Raw genomic sequence first — 16,002 nt, 5'->3', positions numbered from 1 at the left:
ACGTACTTGTCCGAATTGTTGCAAATCACGATTGGGGACCTGCTGGATCAGACAGCGGCCCGCTATCCCGAAAAGGAAGCTCTGGTCTACACTGACGACCGCAATCTACGCTTGACCTACACCCAGTTCCGCGAGAAGGCGGACGAGGTGGCTAAGGGACTGATGGCCTTAGGCGTCCAAAAAGGGGAACATATCGCTCTCTGGGCGACCAACTATCCCGAATGGATCTACACCCAGTTCGGCAGCGCCAAGATGGGCGCTGTCCTGGTGACGGTGAACACGAACTACCGCTCCTTTGAACTGGAGTACCTGCTGCGCCAGTCGGACGCCACTACCCTGATCCTGATCGACGGGTTCCGAGACAACAACTTCGTGGAGATCGTCAACGAACTCTGTCCGGGGCTGCGCGATTCCGAGCCGGGCCGGCTCAACGTCCGTTGGCTGCCCAAACTGAAAAACGTCATCTTTATCGGCCGCGATCCCCAGGCGAAGCATCCCGGCATGTACAGTTGGCAGGATCTCATCGACATGGGCCGCGCTGTCTCCGATGCGGAATTGGCTGAGCGCCAGCGTGACCTCCACTACGACGAGGTCATCAATATGCAGTACACCTCCGGGACGACGGGCTTTCCCAAGGGGGTTATGCTGAGCCATGCCAATATCATCAACAACGCCAACATGGTGGCTGACTGCCAGAAGTGGACCCATGAAGATCGGCTCTGCTTCCCTGTGCCGCTCTTCCACTGTTTCGGCTGTGTCATGAGTTCCCTCGCCTGTGTCTGCAAGGGGGCCACCATGGTGCCGCTGGAGTACTTTACGCCGAAAGGCGTCCTGGAAGCGGTCCAGCAGGAGCACGGCACCGTCCTCTACGGCGTGCCCACCATGTTCATCGCCGAGTTGGACCATCCCGATTTTGCCAAGTACGACCTCACCTCCTTGCGGACCGGCATCATGGCCGGCTCGCCCTGCCCTATTGAGGTGATGCGCAAGGTGATTGACCGGATGGGCATCCGCGAGATCACCATCGCCTACGGACAGACCGAGTTTTCGCCGGTCATCACTCAGACGAGCACCGATGACAGCCTGGAGCGCCGCGTCTGCACCGTTGGCAAAGCCCTCCCCCATGTGGAGGTGAAAATCGTCCACCCCGACACGGGTCTGGAAATCCCTCGCGGCACCCAGGGCGAACTGTGCGCGCGCGGTTTCGGCACCATGAAGGGCTACTACAACAACCCCGAGGCGACGGAATCGGCGATTGACGCCGAAGGCTGGCTGCACACGGGCGATTTGGCCACCATGGACGAGGAAGGCTACTGCCGGATCACCGGGCGGGCCAAGGACATGATCATCCGCGGCGGTGAGAACATCTATCCCCGCGAGGTGGAGGAGTTCCTTTTCACCCACCCGAAGGTCAAGGACGTGCAGGTCGTCGGCGTGCCCGATCCCAGGTACGGCGAAGAGGCGTTGGCCTGCATCATCCTCAAGGAGGGCGAAGAGGCGACAGAAGAGGAGATCCGCACCTTCTGCCGCGGCAAGATCTCCCGCTACAAGATCCCCAAATACGTCCGCTTTGTCGATCACTTCCCGATGACCGCCTCCGGCAAGATCCAGAAGTTCAAGCTTCAAGAGATCTTTGTCAAGGAGTTGGGGTTGGAGGATGCGGCGAAGATAGAAACGGCGTAAGGAACGGCGTAAGAAGCGCCGTTACGGAAGCGTGCCGATAAGCAACAAAAGGTATATGATGAGCAAAAAGGCTGCCCGCTGAGGCAGTCTTTTCTTGTCCATCGCCGTTACCATACATCAGCGGCGCTGACCAGGGCGGAAGCGCCCAGGGAAGATGCCGTAGAGGCGGTTCATCGCTGGCAGATCGAGACAGCGGATGGACGAATTTTCACATAGAGTTTCCAAGCAGAATCTCAAAATGAACGAAAACCAAAAGACCCGAAGCCGCAGGCTCCGAGCAAATTATTCGGTATGATAGAGGGTGGGGAAGCGCCGTGGAAGAGGTTCTGAAGGGAGAATCAGCGCGTTGTTTTTCCGTCCGCTTTTCCTTACGATGAATGATGAATATAGAATGGAAAGGGCGTGTCGCCGGTTGGTCAAGGGAAAAAACATCGGCCAAGAGGAAAGGAACAGTGAGGATTGGATCAGCGAGGAAGGGATGCTCGGGCGCATCGCCGCTGCCTGGAAAAAGGCCAAATGCCCCGTCCTTTTCTCAGGCGCGGGGATGAGCACCGAATCAGGCCTGCCCGACTTCCGCTCCGCCCGGGGGCTGTGGAAACAGCAGCCCGAGAGCCTAGCCACGCCGGAGGCGATGTTTGGGCAGCCCGATGCCTTCTATTTTTTTTATCAGTGGCGCATCGCCCGTCTCTGGGAGGTGGCGCCCAACCTGGGCCACCTTCGATTGGCCCAGTTGGAACAGGCCGGTTTTCTCCAAAAAGTCATCACGCAGAACGTCGATGGCCTGCACCAGCGCGCCGGTTCGGAGAGGGTCGTCGAGTTGCACGGCACGCTGCGGACGGTGAGTTGCCTCTCCTGCCGCGCCGGATACGACAGTCGGCAAATGCTGCCCGCGCGTTCCGACTGGGAAGCCGATTACCAGGAGGGGCGCTACCGCCGGGGCGACGAATGCCGTTGCCCCCGCTGCCGGGGAATGTTACGGCCCGATGTGGTGCTCTTCGGCGAGGGGCTGCCTGAGGAAGCCTGGACTGAAGCCGTCCGCTGGAGCCGGCAGGCCGATTTTTTCGTCGTTGTGGGCTCCTCGCTGGCTGTCAGCCCGGCCAATCTCTGTCCCCTCTGGGCCGTCGAGCGCGGGGCGCGGCTGCTGATCATCAACGCTGAGCCGACACCGCTGGATGACCGCGCTGACTGGGTGATCCGGACGCCGGCGGCGGAAGCGCTCGATCGGATCGCCGATGAAGTGCTGATCAGCGCTGAAAATCCCGCTGAAGCGTCCGTCGGCCCCTGACAAAACCTGCGTAAGATCCTAGCCCGTGACGCGCCGTCCGCAGATCACCAGATCCCGCTCCACACCATCCAGAACGGCCACACGGGACAGGTGTCCCCAGCGCGCAAAGCCCAGCGCCTCGAAAAGGGCGAGGCTCGGCAGGTTGTGGGCGAAGATAAAGCCGAGCAGGGTATGTACTTCCATGGCCGGCGCCGCCTCGATGGCGCTTTGCAGCAGGAAGCGGCCGATCCCCCGGCTGCGGAACGACTCGGCGATGTAGATGCTCACCTCGACGGTTCCGGCGTAAGCGGGTCGGCCGTAAAAGGACTGGAAGCTGAGCCAGCCGGCGATGACCCCGTCCACTTCCAGGACCCAGAGGGGGCGGCCATTGGGATAGTGGTCGTGAAACCAGGGTAGGCGGCTCTCCACGGAAACAGGCGTCGTATCGGCTGTCACCAGCCGGCTGGCGATGGTGGAGTTGTAAATGGCGACGATGGCAGGCAGATCCGATTCTACGGCGTCGCGCAGCAACATGGTTGTCCACTCCTGTTTTTTCAATTCGATCATACACCCATTATACCAGAGGTTTTATCGGCGGGGACGCAAGCCGTTCATGAGGTCCGTTCAGCTCGGGCAACCTCTCATTGATGGGGGATGATCACATTGCACCGAATTGAACGAGATCTGATCGGAGAAAAGGAAATCCCCGCCGACGCCGATTACGGGATTCATACGGCCCGGGCCGATGAGAATTTTTCCGTCTCCAGCCGGACCGTCCATCCCGAACTGATCAAGGCCTTGGCTGTCGTCAAAAGAGCGGCCGCAGAGGCCAACCTGCAATTGGGCTTCATCGATGAGGCGCGGGGCAAGGCCATCATCCAGGCTGCCGCGGAAATCGCCGCCGGGGAGCGGAAGGAACAGTTCATCGTAGACGCCCTCCAGGGGGGCGCCGGCACCTCAACCAACATGAATATGAACGAGGTCATCGCCAACCGGGCGATAGAAATCCTCGGTGGTCAAAAGGGCGATTACAGCCGGATCCACCCGATCAACCATGTGAACCTGTCCCAGTCAACGAATGACGTCTACCCGACGGCGCTGCGACTTGCCGTGCTCCGCCTGCAGCGCCCCCTGGCCGATGCCTGCGCGGCGCTGCACGGCGCCTTGCGGGAAAAGGAGGCTCAGTTCGACGGCGTCCTCAAGGTGGGGCGAACGGAGTTGCAGGACGCCGTGCCGATCACCTTGGGCCAGGAGTTTTCCGCCTGGGCCGGCGCCATCGCCCGGGACCGGTTGCGCTATCTTCAGGCCGGAGAGAGGCTGCGCTATGTCAACCTGGGTGGCACCGCCGTCGGCACCGGCCTGAACGCCGATCGACGATACCTCTTGCTGGTGATGGAACGGCTGCGCGATTTGAGCGGTTTGGATGTGCTTGCCATGGATGACCGGGTTGACGGCACACAAAACGCCGACGTCTTTGTCGAGGTCTCGGGACTGCTGAAGACGAATGCGGCCAGCCTGGTCAAGCTCTCGTCCGACCTGCGCCTCCTCTCCTCAGGCCCGCGGGCCGGCCTGGCGGAGATCCGGATTCCGCCCGTGCAGGCCGGGTCGACGATCATGCCTGGCAAGGTAAACCCCGTCATGGCTGAGATGCTCACCCAGGCGGCCTATGATGTGATGGGCCGCGACCTGGCCGTCACCCTGGCGGCTCAGGCCGGTCAGTTGGAGTTGAACGCCTTTTTGCCGCTCATTGCCGACAGCCTCCTGCCGGCCATGGAGACGCTGAGCCGGGCGATGCGGCTCTTTGCCGAGCGCTGCATCCGGGGCATTACCGCCGATGAGGGCCGCTGTCTCCATCACTTGCAGAACAGCGTCAGCCTGATTGCAGCGCTCTTGCCCCGGCTTGGGTATGACCAGGCCTCCGCCTTGGCCAAGCAGGCCATCGCCCAAAACCGGTCCATCCGAGTGGTTCTCCTCGAATCGGGCGCTTTCTCGGAAAGGGAGTTGGATGAACTGTTGAAGCCAGAGGAACTGGCGCGGCCCGGACTGGCTAAGGGTCGGGCCTCGTCATAGGAACGAATTGGTCGACGCGACGGCATCGGATGTGGTAGGCTTTTGGGGGGGGACTGCCTGAATAACGGTCCGGCGGTTCACGTTGTAAGGAGTGAATGTCTGATGGCACAGATCATCCCCATCGCCCTGCCTACCCCCTATATGGTCGGCGATGTGAATGTCTTTTTTGTCGATGACGAACGGCCCATGCTGATTGATACCGGTCCGCCGACGCGGGAGGCTTACACCATCCTGACGGAACGATTGGAGGCCCTGGGTTGCCCTGTGGCAGCGCTCAAGGAGATTGTGGTGACCCATTTTCATCCGGACCATGTCGGCCTCGCCCAGGTCCTGGCGAAGGAGGCGGGCATTCCTGTGCGCCTCCATCCCCTCGATCTGTACACGCTGCGCCTGAGCAGCGAGAAGGCGATCGGCTTTTTTGACGGATGGGATCTGCCCCCCGGCTGGGACCCCAGCCAATTCGACACCAACCATTGGATACCCGAGAAGTATCGCCCCGCTGGCGTGACCTTCCAGCCCCTTGAAGAAGGGGAGACCATCGTTACAGGCAGCCTGCGCTTTGACGTGGTGGACATACCGGGCCACTCACTCGGCCATGTGGCGCTCTGGGAAAAGAAAAATCGCTGGCTTTTCACCGGCGACACGGTCATTCCCGGGCTGGCGCCCAATCCTTTCATCTATCATGTGGAAGGGGAACGGGTGCCCACGCTCCCCATGTACCTGAAGAGCCTCGACCGGCTGCGCCGCCTCGATGCCGAGACCCTCTATCCCGGCCATGGTCAACCTTTCACAGACCTTGCGGCGGAACTAGACGCCACCGTCGACCATTACCGCCAGAAAGCGCTGGAGGTCCATGCCATTGTGAGGGAACAGGGACCGTCGCCCCTGCGCGAGATCGCCGCGCGCCTCTATCCCCGGCAGATCGAGAGCCAGCCCTATATGGTCATAAGCAAGACCCTCGGCTGCCTGGACCTGTTGGAGCGGGCGGGTCTGGTGCGGTCGCAGGGGGAGAATGGTTACTATCAAGCTGCAGGCGAAAGTGAAAAAAAGAATCCGGCCGATGCGCTGGATCCGTGGCTTACATATGCGACAAGATGAGTAAGGCGATAAGCCCCTAGTTGAATATGCCCAAAAAAGGTGAAACCGCAGAGAGATGGGTCATAAGATGACGAGGATTATCCGAATTAAACGAGATGCAAGCCCCGCGCCGTTAGCGCCACGATGAAACAGACCGCCATCGCCAAGGCTGTATTTAAGAAAAAAGAGAGGGCAGGCCAGCGCCAGGAACCTGTCTCTTTACCCATCGTCAGCAACGTCGTCGCGCAGGGAAAATGCAGGAGAGAAAAGAGCATCACGTTGACCGCCGTCAGCCAGGTCCATCCGTGATCGACGAAGAGCCGGGCCAGTTCGCCGACCTCCTCTATTTCGACGAGACTGCCTTGGGCAAGGTAGCCCATGATCAAGATAGGCAGGACGATCTCGTTGGCCGGCAGGCCGAGGAGGAAGGCCAGGAGGATAAAACCGTCCATGCCGAGAGACAGGCCGAGAGGATCGAGAAGTCCCGCCAGGGCGGCGAGTAGGCTCTGGTTGTCTACGGGGATGTTCGCCAACAGCCAGATGAGGGCGCCAGCCGGCGCGGCTACTTTGACGGCGCGCCAGAGGACGAAGAAGGTCCGGTCGATGATGGACGTGATGATGATCCGGCCCACCTGAGGTTTGCGAAAGGGCGGCAGTTCCAGCGAAAAAGAAGAGGCCTCGCCCTGGAGCAGCGTCTTCGACAACAGCCATGATACGACCAGGGTGACGGCAACGCCCAGCACCACCAGGCCAACGATGATCAGCGAACCAAGACCTTGACCCAGGGTGACCCCCAGGTAGCCCCCAGTGAGGATGGTGGAAAGGGCGATCAGCGTGGGGAAGCGTCCGTTGCAGGGGACGAAATTATTGGTGAGTGCGGCGATGATCTTCTCCCTCGGCGAGTCGATGATGCGGCAAGCGACGACGCCGGCGGCATTGCAGCCGAAGCCCATGCTCATCGTCAGGGACTGCTTGCCATGGGCGCCGGCCCACTGGAACAGGCGGTCCATGTTAAAAGCGACGCGGGGCAGGTAACCGAGATCCTCCAGCAGGGTGAAGAGAGGGAAGAAGATGGCCATGGGCGGCAGCATGACCGAGATCACCCAGGCCAGACAGCGGTAGACGCCGTCGACAAGCAGCCCCTTTAGCCACAGGGGCGCGTGAAGCCATACGAACAGTTCGGCCAGCCATTCCTGGCCGGTAAAGAGGACCGAAGCAAGTATGGCCGAGGGAATGTTGGCCCCTTCGATGGTCAGCCAGAAGACGAGCGTCAACAAGGCCAACATGGCGGGGTAGCCGAACCAGCGCGAGGTCAGGAGGTTGTCAAGCCGGCGATCCCAGGATCGCCCCGCTTCCGGAGACACCTGCACCACATCGGCGGCGATCGATTCGGCCTGCCGGTAAATGTTGCCGACGATACGATCGGCCATGGACGTTCCGAAGCGTTGTCGCGCTTCCTTGGCCAGGTTGCGGATGCGGCCGTGGCCCTCCGGAGGCGTCGCTGGGGGAGCGACAGGGGAGATCACTGGGCGCATAGGGCCATCTCCCCCTTTGCCGCCATCTCGAAGGCGCAATCGCACTCGGTGAGGGAATCGAGAAAGGGATCGTCGCCGTCGAGGAGCCGCATGGCTACCCAACGGGGATTGAGGTGGGGCAACCCTTGCAGGAGGGGCCCAAGCCGGGGCAGCAACTGATCGACGGCTGACTGCACTTCCTCGTCATATTTTACAGGCGGGGGCGCCGGTTCGATCTGTCCCATGGCGACGCCGTAAAGGACCTCTTTTAACTCGAAAAGCCCCCGGCCCGAGCGGGCGGCCGTACCGATGACAGGCACGCCCAGCTTTTGTGACAGCGTGTCCAGGTCGATGCGGATCCCTTTGCACTCGGCCTCATCGATCAGGTTGACGCAGAGGACCACCTTGCCGGTAATCTCCATCACCTGCAAGGCCAGGTTGAGGTTGCGGGCGAGGCAGGTCGCGTCGATGACGACGATGGTGGCGTCAGGGCGGCCAAAACAGATGAAATCGCGCGCCACCTGCTCATCGGCGGAGTGAGCCAGGAGGGAGTAGGTCCCCGGCAGGTCGACAAGCAGAAAGGGCTGATTGCGGTGCAAAAATCGCCCCTGGGCTTGGGTGACCGTTTTGCCGGGCCAGTTGCCTGTGTGCTGACGCAAACCGGTCAAGCTGTTGAAGACGGTCGTCTTGCCCACGTTGGGATTTCCGGCCAGGGCGATCACCTTTTCCCGCTCCGTATCTTGCCGAACATTGTACCGGCTGCGCATGATCACGTCCACAGAAAGGGCGCCACTGGCGCAGGACCGGCATCGGTTTTTCATCACCCGTTTTTCGCTCCTTCCGGGCTATTCTTCTTCTACCAAGACTTTTGACGCCTCATTTTTGCGTAGGCCGATGACGGCGCCCCGGACGAGATAGGCCGTCGGATCGCCGATAGGGCTCCGTCGGATGACCTTCACCTCAGTTCCCGGGACCAGTCCGATGTCCAGCATGCGTCGCCGCTGAAATCCCTCCAGTTGAAGGTCGGTGACGCGCACCCTATGGCCCACCGGGGCGTTGCAGAGGGGGAAGCAATCGCCCATGGCCGTTCCTCCTTCGAGACGATTGTTTCATTCGGCTAATCATGTTAGCCTGCTTTAAAATATGGGGCGATGGCCCATAGGTGCTTGTCTTAACGGTCCGGTTGGGCCTTCGAGGGAAGCCATAGTTGCGTTGCTCGGCTGATTAGCAGATGCCCGACAAGCTTAAATCGATGAACTGAGATTGATAAGCCGATATCGGCATACCAATGCCAATGAACCGACCGCCGATAAGCTAACATCAAAAAACAAATACAGTAATGCCGAAGATGGAATATCGATGCAGACTGGACGATTGAGCCGATTGGACGATAGACGGCTTTTTTCTTATAATGAAAGCGATGCGCTTGACGGCGCTTACGTGTTAAACGGTAGGAGGCTGTCTTATGTCTGTCGTTGCCCCGGAATCCCTGACGCAAGAACCTGTACACCCGGAATCGCAGTCAGATGCGCTGGAGCGGGTCTGCCGGCACCTCGATACGTTTCAGTTGGGTCTCAAACCCATGCTCTTCGACGTTTCCACCTCCAGCGCCCAACTGGCCGCCGAGGCCGTCGGCGTTGAAGTCGGAGCGATTGCCAAGACCATTTGTTTTCAAATCAAAGACGATCCCGTCCTTGTCGTCACCAGCGGCGATGTTCGGGTGGATTTGAAAAAGTTAAAATCGCTGGCTGGCGGTCGGCCCAAGTTCGTTGACCCTGACAAGGCATTTGCCCTCACCGGCTACCGGGCCGGCGGTGTCTGCCCCTTTGCCTTGCCAGCGCCGATGCGCATCTTCATTGATGAGAGCCTTCGCCGATTCCCCGTCGTCTACATCGCCGCCGGGACGGCCAACTCGGCCTTGCCGATCACGGTTGACCAACTTGTGGTGACAACGGGTGGGGAAGTGGCTGACTTGGCGGAGTATCCTGAGCGATCATAGTCTCAAAAAAAGAAAAATAAAAAAGACTGCCGAAAACGAACTTTTGTCGACAGTCTGAGGTAGCCTTTGGCCGCCTAAAAATTTTCAATTTATTTTACCGTTTCCTCCTTGGCACGTTGGCTGGTCTTGCCGGCTCGTATGCCTTTAGCTGCGTGTCACCCGTAGCAATATCCACAATGATACCTGTTTTTGCGTAATAGTCGGCGATTATTGTAATGGAGGCGTCTCCAATCGAAAGGCCTTCGTTGGCGCGAACAGGCCAATGCGAAGCCAACTCCGTTAGACCCTGATCATTCCAAAAAGCTGACTGATCCGTGAAAGCAGCATAAGGCGAGTGGTGTTCAGCAGCCAATCTCATCAGACTACCGAGTTCCATCGCTTTCTCATAACGAAAGCTTGAGGCCTGTGCGATATGATTTCCAGTCTCAATAATCGTGGCTAGAGGCAGCACGATTGTGTACTTTTCCTGAATCGCTTTTTCGATATATTCATTAACAGTTTTATGGTTCCACTCGTTGTTTTTTCCGCAGGTATTCTTTCCGGGAACATTGAGCATACAACATAAAAATGATGTGTCAAGAATCAAAACCTTGTTCATGAAGACTTGCCCTCCTGACGGAGCGCGTGCTCAATGCGTCCTTTGCTTACAATAAATCCGAGAGGCCCGGACGCGAGAAGTTTGGGAAACTGTTCGATTTCTTCAAGCAGCGATAATTTGCTTAGACCGCTTTTGGATTCACGGTGCGCTACCATGACGAAAGGAATTAGTTCCGGGCCTAACTCGTTTAACAACGCTACATTGTGTGTTGTTACTAGCACATCAATGTTTCGTTTTTGACCGATCTCCTTCAGTACGGTGAGGAGTAACCCTGCGCGAGAGGGATGAAGGCCGTTGTCAACCTCATCGATCACAATTTGTGAGCCTGAAGGTTTTGTTAGCAACGCAGTAAGAATTCCCAAGAACCGAAGTGTTCCGTCAGACATTCCTCGCGGATCGAGGGTAATAATTCGGTCCGGGCTCCACTGTTCCTCACAATAAAGCATGGCATCGCTCTTAAACTCTCCGACGGTTTTCGTCCAGACTCTTTTAATTTCACATTCGGGCAACCGACTGGCATAACTGGACAAGAGCCTTTCGATTGCATCTTTATCGGCTCTCCCGGCCAATACGCCAGCAATGTTAGAAGCGTCATTTGCTAAGTCTTTCGAGAGTGGGGTATAATTTCCCATGCGTTTTGGAAAAGGGTCTAAAACAAAAATGTTTGAAAGTGTTTTGGATACGGTGTCAACGGCGACATCAAATTCCTGACCGAACTGAGATCCGTTGAGCTGGCTCAACACTGAATAAGAACGTTTAAAATTCCATTCGATACCAAAGTTTTCGTTGTTTAACTGCACTGTTATCCCCGAAGATTCCGTATTAGGAAGCTCAGTAATAAAGATAGCTATTTCCCTGTTTTTGGTAGCGTCTCGTTGTATCTTTACAATCGATTCTGAAAAAAGTTCGACTGTGGGCTTGGTTAAAACAGTGATGCTATAAAGATAATCGATGTTTTCTCGACCATAGACCAAGGCTTTCAGGGTAAACCGGTCATGGGGCAGAAGCGTAGCCCATTCGACGCCGCCTCGAATGGGGTCGGACTGCATGTCTCCCTTTAATGATGTCAGAATATCTTTCCCGCTTGTAATCCGGCTTAAAAAGTCAAGGCCGTTGATCACATTTGTTTTTCCGCTCGCGTTTGCGCCGATTAAAACCGTCAATGGATCAATATAAAGAGTAGTATCGCCGAAGCTTTTCCAATGAATAAAACGTACTTCTTTTAACATACGGTTTATCCCCTTGTGTTTGATTTGGCAATTAAATCCAATTACCAGTATAGCACAAAAAACCGCGCTTGTCTGCTTGGACTTAATATGGATTGCTGTTCCTCCTCATTATGCGAGTTAACAAAAGGTCGAAGCCGCATTACAATAAACGTAAGTTTCGATTTCATTTCTAAGCAAGCCGTAAGGAAAAGGATGTCAAGCCGCGTGATCACGAGCGATATCCGTAAGCCAAACAACTCCACATTCGTCCACCTCCACGTCCACACCGAATACAGCCTCCTCGACGGGGCGGCCCGCATCGGCAGGCTGGTCGATCGCGCCGCTGAACTGGACATGCCCGCCCTGGCCATCACCGACCACGGCGTCATGTACGGCGTCATCGATTTTTATAAAAAAGCCAAAGCGCGCGGTGTGAAGCCGATCATCGGCTGCGAGGTCTATGTGGCCTCACGGACCATGCTGGACCGCGATCCCCAGAAGGACAGCGATCAGCACCACCTGGTGCTACTGGCGAAGGACCTCGAAGGCTACCGCAACCTGACGGCCCTCGTTTCGCAGGCCCATACGGAGGGCTTCTACTATAAACCGCGCGTCGACCATGACCGCCTGGCCCGCCACAGCAAAGGCCTCATCGCCCTCAGCGCCTGCCTGGCTGGCGAGATCCCCCGGCTGCTTCTCAACAGTCAGGAACGACAGGCGAGGGAGCGGGCCGCCTTTTACCGGGACATCTTTGGCCGCGACAACTACTATATCGAACTGCAGGATCACGACATCCCCGAGCAGAAGCAGGCCAACCGCAGCCTCATCCGCCTCGCCGGCGAACTGGGGCTCGGACTCGTGGCGACGAACGACGTCCACTATGTGGAGCGCAAGGACGCCTACATCCAGGATGTGCTCATGTGCATCCAGATGGGCAAGACGCTCCAGGACACGGACCGGATGAAGTTTGATGGCGCTGAGTTTTACCTGAAAAGCGCTCGCGAGATGGCGGCGCTCTTCGGGGAAGTGCCTGGGGCGCTGTCCAACAGCCTTGCTATCGCCGAGGCCTGCGATCTCCAATTTGATTTCAGCAAGCATCACCTGCCAGCCTACCCGATTCCTGACGAGCCGGCCTTCGTCCAGTGGCGGCGGGAGCACGATCGCGCCCCTTGGCCGGGCGTTCCCTGGAGTGATGCGGAGCAGTACCTGACCTACCTCTGCAGCCAGGGGATGGCTTGGCGCGGCTGCGCCAAGCGCGAGGACTACCGTCGCCGCCTCGCCTTCGAGTTGCAGACCATCTGCCGGATGGGTTTCGCCGGCTACTTCCTCATCGTTCAGGACTTCTGTGCCTTCGCCCGCCGCGAGGGCATCCTCGTCGGTCCCGGCCGGGGATCGGCGGCGGGGAGCCTTGTCGCCTATGTGCTGGGCATCACCGACATCGACCCCATCGAATACAACCTGCTCTTCGAGCGGTTTTTAAACCCCGAACGGGTCTCCATGCCTGATATCGACATCGACTTCGACTTCGTGCGGCGCGGCGAGGTCATCGACTATGTGGTCCACAAGTACGGATCCGACCGGGTCGCTCAGATCATCACCTTCGGAACGATGGCCGCCCGGGCCGCCGTCCGCGATGTGGGCCGCGTGCTCAACCTGCCCCTGGCCGATGTGGACAAGGTAGCCAAGGCCATCCCGGCCGAACTGGGCATGACTATCGAAAAAGCCGTCGAGATCAGTCCCGAACTACAGACCCTCTGCCAAGACCAGCGCATCGGCCATCTCGTCGAGACGGCCCGGGCCATCGAAGGGATGCCCCGCCACGCTTCGACCCATGCCGCCGGCGTCGTCATCGCGCCGTCGCCCCTGATCGACTACCTGCCGGTCCAGCGCGGCTCTGAAGAGGGCGTCACCACTCAGTTTCCGAAAGACACCGTCGAAGAGATCGGCCTTTTAAAAATGGATCTTTTGGGGCTAAAGACGCTCACCCTGATCGGCGACGTGATCAATAAGATCCGCCGCTCCCGGGGCCTGGATCTGGCGCTCAAGGACCTGCCCCTCGATGATCCGAAAGCCTATCAACTGCTGAGCCGCGCTGACAGCCTCGGCGTCTTTCAATTGGAAAGTTCGGGGCTGCGGGCGATCCTGCGGGAACTAAAGCCCAACAGCTTCGATGACATCATCGCCCTGGTGGCACTCTACCGTCCGGGCCCTCTTCAGTCAGGCATGGTGGACGACTTCATCCGCCGAAAACACGGCCAAACCACGGTCCAGTATCTTCACCCGGCCCTCGAACCGATCCTGAAGGACACCTATGGCGTCATCCTCTACCAGGAACAGGTCATGCGCATCGCCAGCGAACTGGCCGGCTTCACCCTCGGCGAAGCCGACATGCTGCGCCGCGCCATGGGTAAGAAAAAGCCCGAGGTCATCGCCGGCCTGCGCCAGCAGTTTGTCGAAGGCTGCGTCGCCCATCACATTTCCGATAAGACGGCCGGCGACATCTTCGACCTGATGGAGTTTTTCGCCGGTTACGGCTTCAACAAGAGCCACTCGGCAGCCTACGCCCTCATCGCCTACCAGACGGCCTACCTGAAGGCCAACTACCCTGTCGAGTTCATGGCCGGCCTCCTGACGAGCGTCGCCGATTCGTCAGAAAAGGTGGCCCAGTACGTGGACGAGTGCCAGCGCCTCGGCATCCGCGTCCTGCCGCCCGATGCGAACGCCTCGGAGATCGATTTTTCCGTTGTCGCCGACCCGCTCGCTGGCGGCCTGCAGATCCGCTTCGGCTTAGCGGCCGTGAAAAACGTGGGCCGGGGGGCCATTGACTCTATCCTGCTGGCCCGCGAAACGGGCGGCCCCTTCACCTCCCTTGACGATTTCTGTACCCGCATCGACAACCGCCAGGCGAACCGGCGCGTCCTGGAAAGCCTGATCAAGGCGGGGGCGCTCTCTTCCCTGGGCAAGCGCCGTCCTCTCTTGCAGGTCCTGGACAAGTGCATGGAGGTGGCCGCCCGCCGCCAGCGCGACCTGGCGACGGGACAGATGAACCTCTTTGACTTTGGCGGTTTCGGCGGGGGAGAAGAGGGATGGGGCGAGTCAGATGGAAGCGGAGCGCTTTCCGGCTTCTCCGGGTTTTCTGGCGGCGCATCGGCAGAAATGGCCGTCCCCCTGCCGGAGATCGCCGACTTCCCGCACCGCGAGATCCTGGCCATGGAGAAAGAACTGCTGGGCATCTACTTCAGCGGCCATCCCCTGGAAGAACTCCGACCTTGGCTGGAGCAGCAGATCACCATGACGATCGCTCGCATCCAGCCCGACAACGACCAGCAGCGGGTGACACTGGGCGGGCTGATCCACGCCCTTAGGCGGACAACGACCAAGAAGGGCCAGTTGATGGCCTATTTCACCCTGGAAGACTGGAGCGGCGGCGTCGATGTGCTCGTCTTCCCGCGCACCTTCGAAAAGTGCGCCGAAAAAATTCAGGACGACGCCGCGGTTATATTAGAAGGAAAAATCCACTACGAGGAAGAAAACAAAAAAATCTTTTGTGAGAATCTCAAGGTAATCAATCCGACGATGTTCGATCCGACCCAACCGGCTGCGCCTGTCGATCCAGTCACGGCGGCCCAGACCAGCGCCGCTTCCGATCTTGCGATGGCGCTGACAGGTCGGAACAGGGAGACGGCAAACGGAATCAGCGCGAATGGGGAGGGCGAACCCAACGGCGAAATCCCTCGCCCGGTGTTGCATCTATGGATTTCTGAGGCCTCGACAGACATGGCCGTCCGGGAAAAGCTCAACGCCATACTCCGCGCCCATGAAGGAGCGACGCCGGTCCAACTGAACTTCCTGGTCGATCGGAAAGTCGATCCCCCGAACTCGGCCTTTGGGGTGACCCCGTCCCCGGAACTGCGGTCAGCGCTGAAGGAGCATTTCCAGGAGATTCGCATGAAAATCGTCTAGGAATGACGAATAACCGATTGATCTTCGATACTATTTGCATCGGAGGGAAAAATTGTGTTATTCTAGTTCTGATCTGGGTCTCCAAGCGTGCGACAACACGGAAATTGACATAATCTCAGGGAAGGTTGTGCTCTTATGCTGGAAAAGGAAACGGCCATCGGTGGCGAGTACATCGTCATCAAAGCCTTGGAAAACGGCGTAACCATCATCGGCCTGACCCGGGGCAAGGATACGAGGTTTCACCATTCAGAGAAATTGGACAAGGGTGAGGTCATGGTTGCCCAGTTCACAGAACACACATCGGCCATGAAGATCCGCGGCCGGGCCACGATCTTTACCAAGCACGGTGAAATTGAAGCCGGAATCTGAATGGAGACAAGAGAGAGGTGATTCCCTATGTGGACCGTCGTTTACATCGCACCCAACCGCACCACCGCAGAAATGTTGAAGAACGTACTCACGAACGAAGGTTTGCTCGTCATGTTGCGACCTGTCGGGGTGCCTCATCTTGGCGACTCAGGTTCCGTAGAAATCCTCGTACCCGAATCAGAAGCCGAAGAAGCCCATGAGATTCTGAGCGGGGCCTTGGGAGGGTAAGCACACCCAAGCCTCGGCCCACGCCACCC

The 16,002-nt window shown here is 58.4% G+C and carries 14 protein-coding genes; 8 read left to right on the top strand and 6 right to left on the bottom strand.

From position 1 onward, the window contains the following. Positions 1–6 precede the first annotated feature (6 nt). A complete protein-coding gene (locus GTO91_RS14455) occupies positions 7–1,683 on the top strand; it encodes an AMP-binding protein (RefSeq protein WP_207709035.1) in 1,677 nt (558 codons plus the stop codon). A 412-nt stretch (positions 1,684–2,095) separates the two neighbouring features. Continuing rightward, complete coding sequence (locus GTO91_RS14450; RefSeq protein ID WP_207709034.1) at positions 2,096–2,968, top strand: NAD-dependent deacylase; 873 nt, start codon at positions 2,096–2,098, stop codon at positions 2,966–2,968. Between the two features lie 18 nt (positions 2,969–2,986). Here the strand turns inward: GTO91_RS14450 and GTO91_RS14445 are convergent, their stop codons facing one another. Then, the gene (locus tag GTO91_RS14445; protein WP_161259442.1) at positions 2,987–3,481 is read right to left on the bottom strand and encodes a GNAT family N-acetyltransferase; all 495 of its coding nucleotides are present in this window, start codon (positions 3,479–3,481) and stop codon (positions 2,987–2,989) included. A 129-nt stretch (positions 3,482–3,610) separates the two neighbouring features. Here GTO91_RS14445 and GTO91_RS14440 point away from each other — a divergent pair, with 129 nt between their 5' ends. Next, entirely contained in the window at positions 3,611–5,017 is a 1,407-nt protein-coding gene (locus GTO91_RS14440; RefSeq protein WP_161259441.1) for an aspartate ammonia-lyase, read from the top strand. Between the two features lie 102 nt (positions 5,018–5,119). Next, positions 5,120–6,115 (top strand): MBL fold metallo-hydrolase, encoded by a 996-nt coding sequence (locus GTO91_RS14435; RefSeq protein WP_161259440.1) that lies wholly within the window; start codon positions 5,120–5,122, stop codon positions 6,113–6,115. 86 nt (positions 6,116–6,201) lie between these two features. On the opposite strand, the gene GTO91_RS14430 is transcribed toward GTO91_RS14435, so the two are convergent. From GTO91_RS14430 to GTO91_RS14420, 3 genes are read right to left on the bottom strand one after another with little or no spacing between them, the layout of a single operon-like run. Next, positions 6,202–7,629 carry a ferrous iron transporter B gene (locus GTO91_RS14430; RefSeq protein WP_161259439.1) on the bottom strand — a complete coding sequence of 476 codons (1,428 nt, stop codon included), beginning with the start codon at positions 7,627–7,629 and terminating at the stop codon, positions 6,202–6,204. Beyond that, positions 7,617–8,429, bottom strand: a complete 813-nt coding sequence (locus tag GTO91_RS14425) for a FeoB small GTPase domain-containing protein (RefSeq protein WP_235919617.1) — start codon at positions 8,427–8,429, stop codon at positions 7,617–7,619. The genes GTO91_RS14430 and GTO91_RS14425 overlap by 13 nt, the downstream gene beginning before the upstream one ends. A gap of 24 nt (positions 8,430–8,453) precedes the next feature. Then, positions 8,454–8,690 carry a FeoA family protein gene (locus tag GTO91_RS14420; protein ID WP_161259437.1) on the bottom strand — a complete coding sequence of 79 codons (237 nt, stop codon included), beginning with the start codon at positions 8,688–8,690 and terminating at the stop codon, positions 8,454–8,456. A gap of 383 nt (positions 8,691–9,073) precedes the next feature. Here GTO91_RS14420 and GTO91_RS14415 point away from each other — a divergent pair, with 383 nt between their 5' ends. Then, positions 9,074–9,607 carry a YbaK/EbsC family protein gene (locus GTO91_RS14415; protein ID WP_161259436.1) on the top strand — a complete coding sequence of 178 codons (534 nt, stop codon included), beginning with the start codon at positions 9,074–9,076 and terminating at the stop codon, positions 9,605–9,607. 94 nt (positions 9,608–9,701) lie between these two features. On the opposite strand, the gene GTO91_RS14410 is transcribed toward GTO91_RS14415, so the two are convergent. Next, positions 9,702–10,205: a hypothetical protein gene (locus GTO91_RS14410; RefSeq protein ID WP_161259435.1), complete on the bottom strand. Its 504-nt coding sequence runs from the start codon at positions 10,203–10,205 to the stop codon at positions 9,702–9,704. After that, entirely contained in the window at positions 10,202–11,434 is a 1,233-nt protein-coding gene (locus tag GTO91_RS14405; RefSeq protein WP_161259434.1) for an AAA family ATPase, read from the bottom strand. Before GTO91_RS14405 ends, GTO91_RS14410 begins: the two co-directional genes overlap by 4 nt. Before the next feature lie 204 nt (positions 11,435–11,638). On the opposite strand from GTO91_RS14405, the gene GTO91_RS14400 reads away from it, so the two are divergent. The 3 genes from GTO91_RS14400 to GTO91_RS14390 all read left to right on the top strand — a co-directional run bounded on the left by GTO91_RS14400 (position 11,639) and on the right by GTO91_RS14390 (position 15,973). Continuing rightward, the gene (locus GTO91_RS14400; RefSeq protein WP_328793819.1) at positions 11,639–15,376 is read left to right on the top strand and encodes a DNA polymerase III subunit alpha; all 3,738 of its coding nucleotides are present in this window, start codon (positions 11,639–11,641) and stop codon (positions 15,374–15,376) included. A gap of 135 nt (positions 15,377–15,511) precedes the next feature. Next, a complete protein-coding gene (gene mtrB / locus GTO91_RS14395; RefSeq protein ID WP_012281257.1) occupies positions 15,512–15,745 on the top strand; it encodes a trp RNA-binding attenuation protein MtrB in 234 nt (77 codons plus the stop codon). A gap of 27 nt (positions 15,746–15,772) precedes the next feature. Beyond that, on the top strand, positions 15,773–15,973 hold the full coding sequence (locus GTO91_RS14390) for a putative signal transducing protein (RefSeq protein ID WP_012281256.1): 201 nt from the start codon (positions 15,773–15,775) through the stop codon (positions 15,971–15,973). The last annotated feature ends 29 nt before the right edge of the window (positions 15,974–16,002 follow it).

It is taken from the genome of Heliomicrobium undosum (assembly GCF_009877425.1).
Classification (GTDB): Bacteria; Bacillota; Desulfitobacteriia; order Heliobacteriales; family Heliobacteriaceae; genus Heliomicrobium; species Heliomicrobium undosum.
This window is presented reverse-complemented; position numbering and strand designations above follow the sequence as displayed.

Coding starts and splice junctions, on each gene's coding strand:
- GTO91_RS14435 (WP_161259440.1), top strand. CDS start 5,120: ATGGCACAGATCATCCCCATCGCCCTGCCTACCCCCTATATGGTCGGC.
- GTO91_RS14415 (WP_161259436.1), top strand. CDS start 9,074: ATGTCTGTCGTTGCCCCGGAATCCCTGACGCAAGAACCTGTACACCCG.
- GTO91_RS14420 (WP_161259437.1), bottom strand. CDS start 8,690: ATGGGCGATTGCTTCCCCCTCTGCAACGCCCCGGTGGGCCATAGGGTG.
- GTO91_RS14405 (WP_161259434.1), bottom strand. CDS start 11,434: ATGTTAAAAGAAGTACGTTTTATTCATTGGAAAAGCTTCGGCGATACT.
- GTO91_RS14425 (WP_235919617.1), bottom strand. CDS start 8,429: ATGAAAAACCGATGCCGGTCCTGCGCCAGTGGCGCCCTTTCTGTGGAC.
- GTO91_RS14410 (WP_161259435.1), bottom strand. CDS start 10,205: ATGAACAAGGTTTTGATTCTTGACACATCATTTTTATGTTGTATGCTC.
- mtrB (WP_012281257.1), top strand. CDS start 15,512: ATGCTGGAAAAGGAAACGGCCATCGGTGGCGAGTACATCGTCATCAAA.
- GTO91_RS14445 (WP_161259442.1), bottom strand. CDS start 3,481: ATGTTGCTGCGCGACGCCGTAGAATCGGATCTGCCTGCCATCGTCGCC.
- GTO91_RS14430 (WP_161259439.1), bottom strand. CDS start 7,629: ATGCGCCCAGTGATCTCCCCTGTCGCTCCCCCAGCGACGCCTCCGGAG.
- GTO91_RS14390 (WP_012281256.1), top strand. CDS start 15,773: ATGTGGACCGTCGTTTACATCGCACCCAACCGCACCACCGCAGAAATG.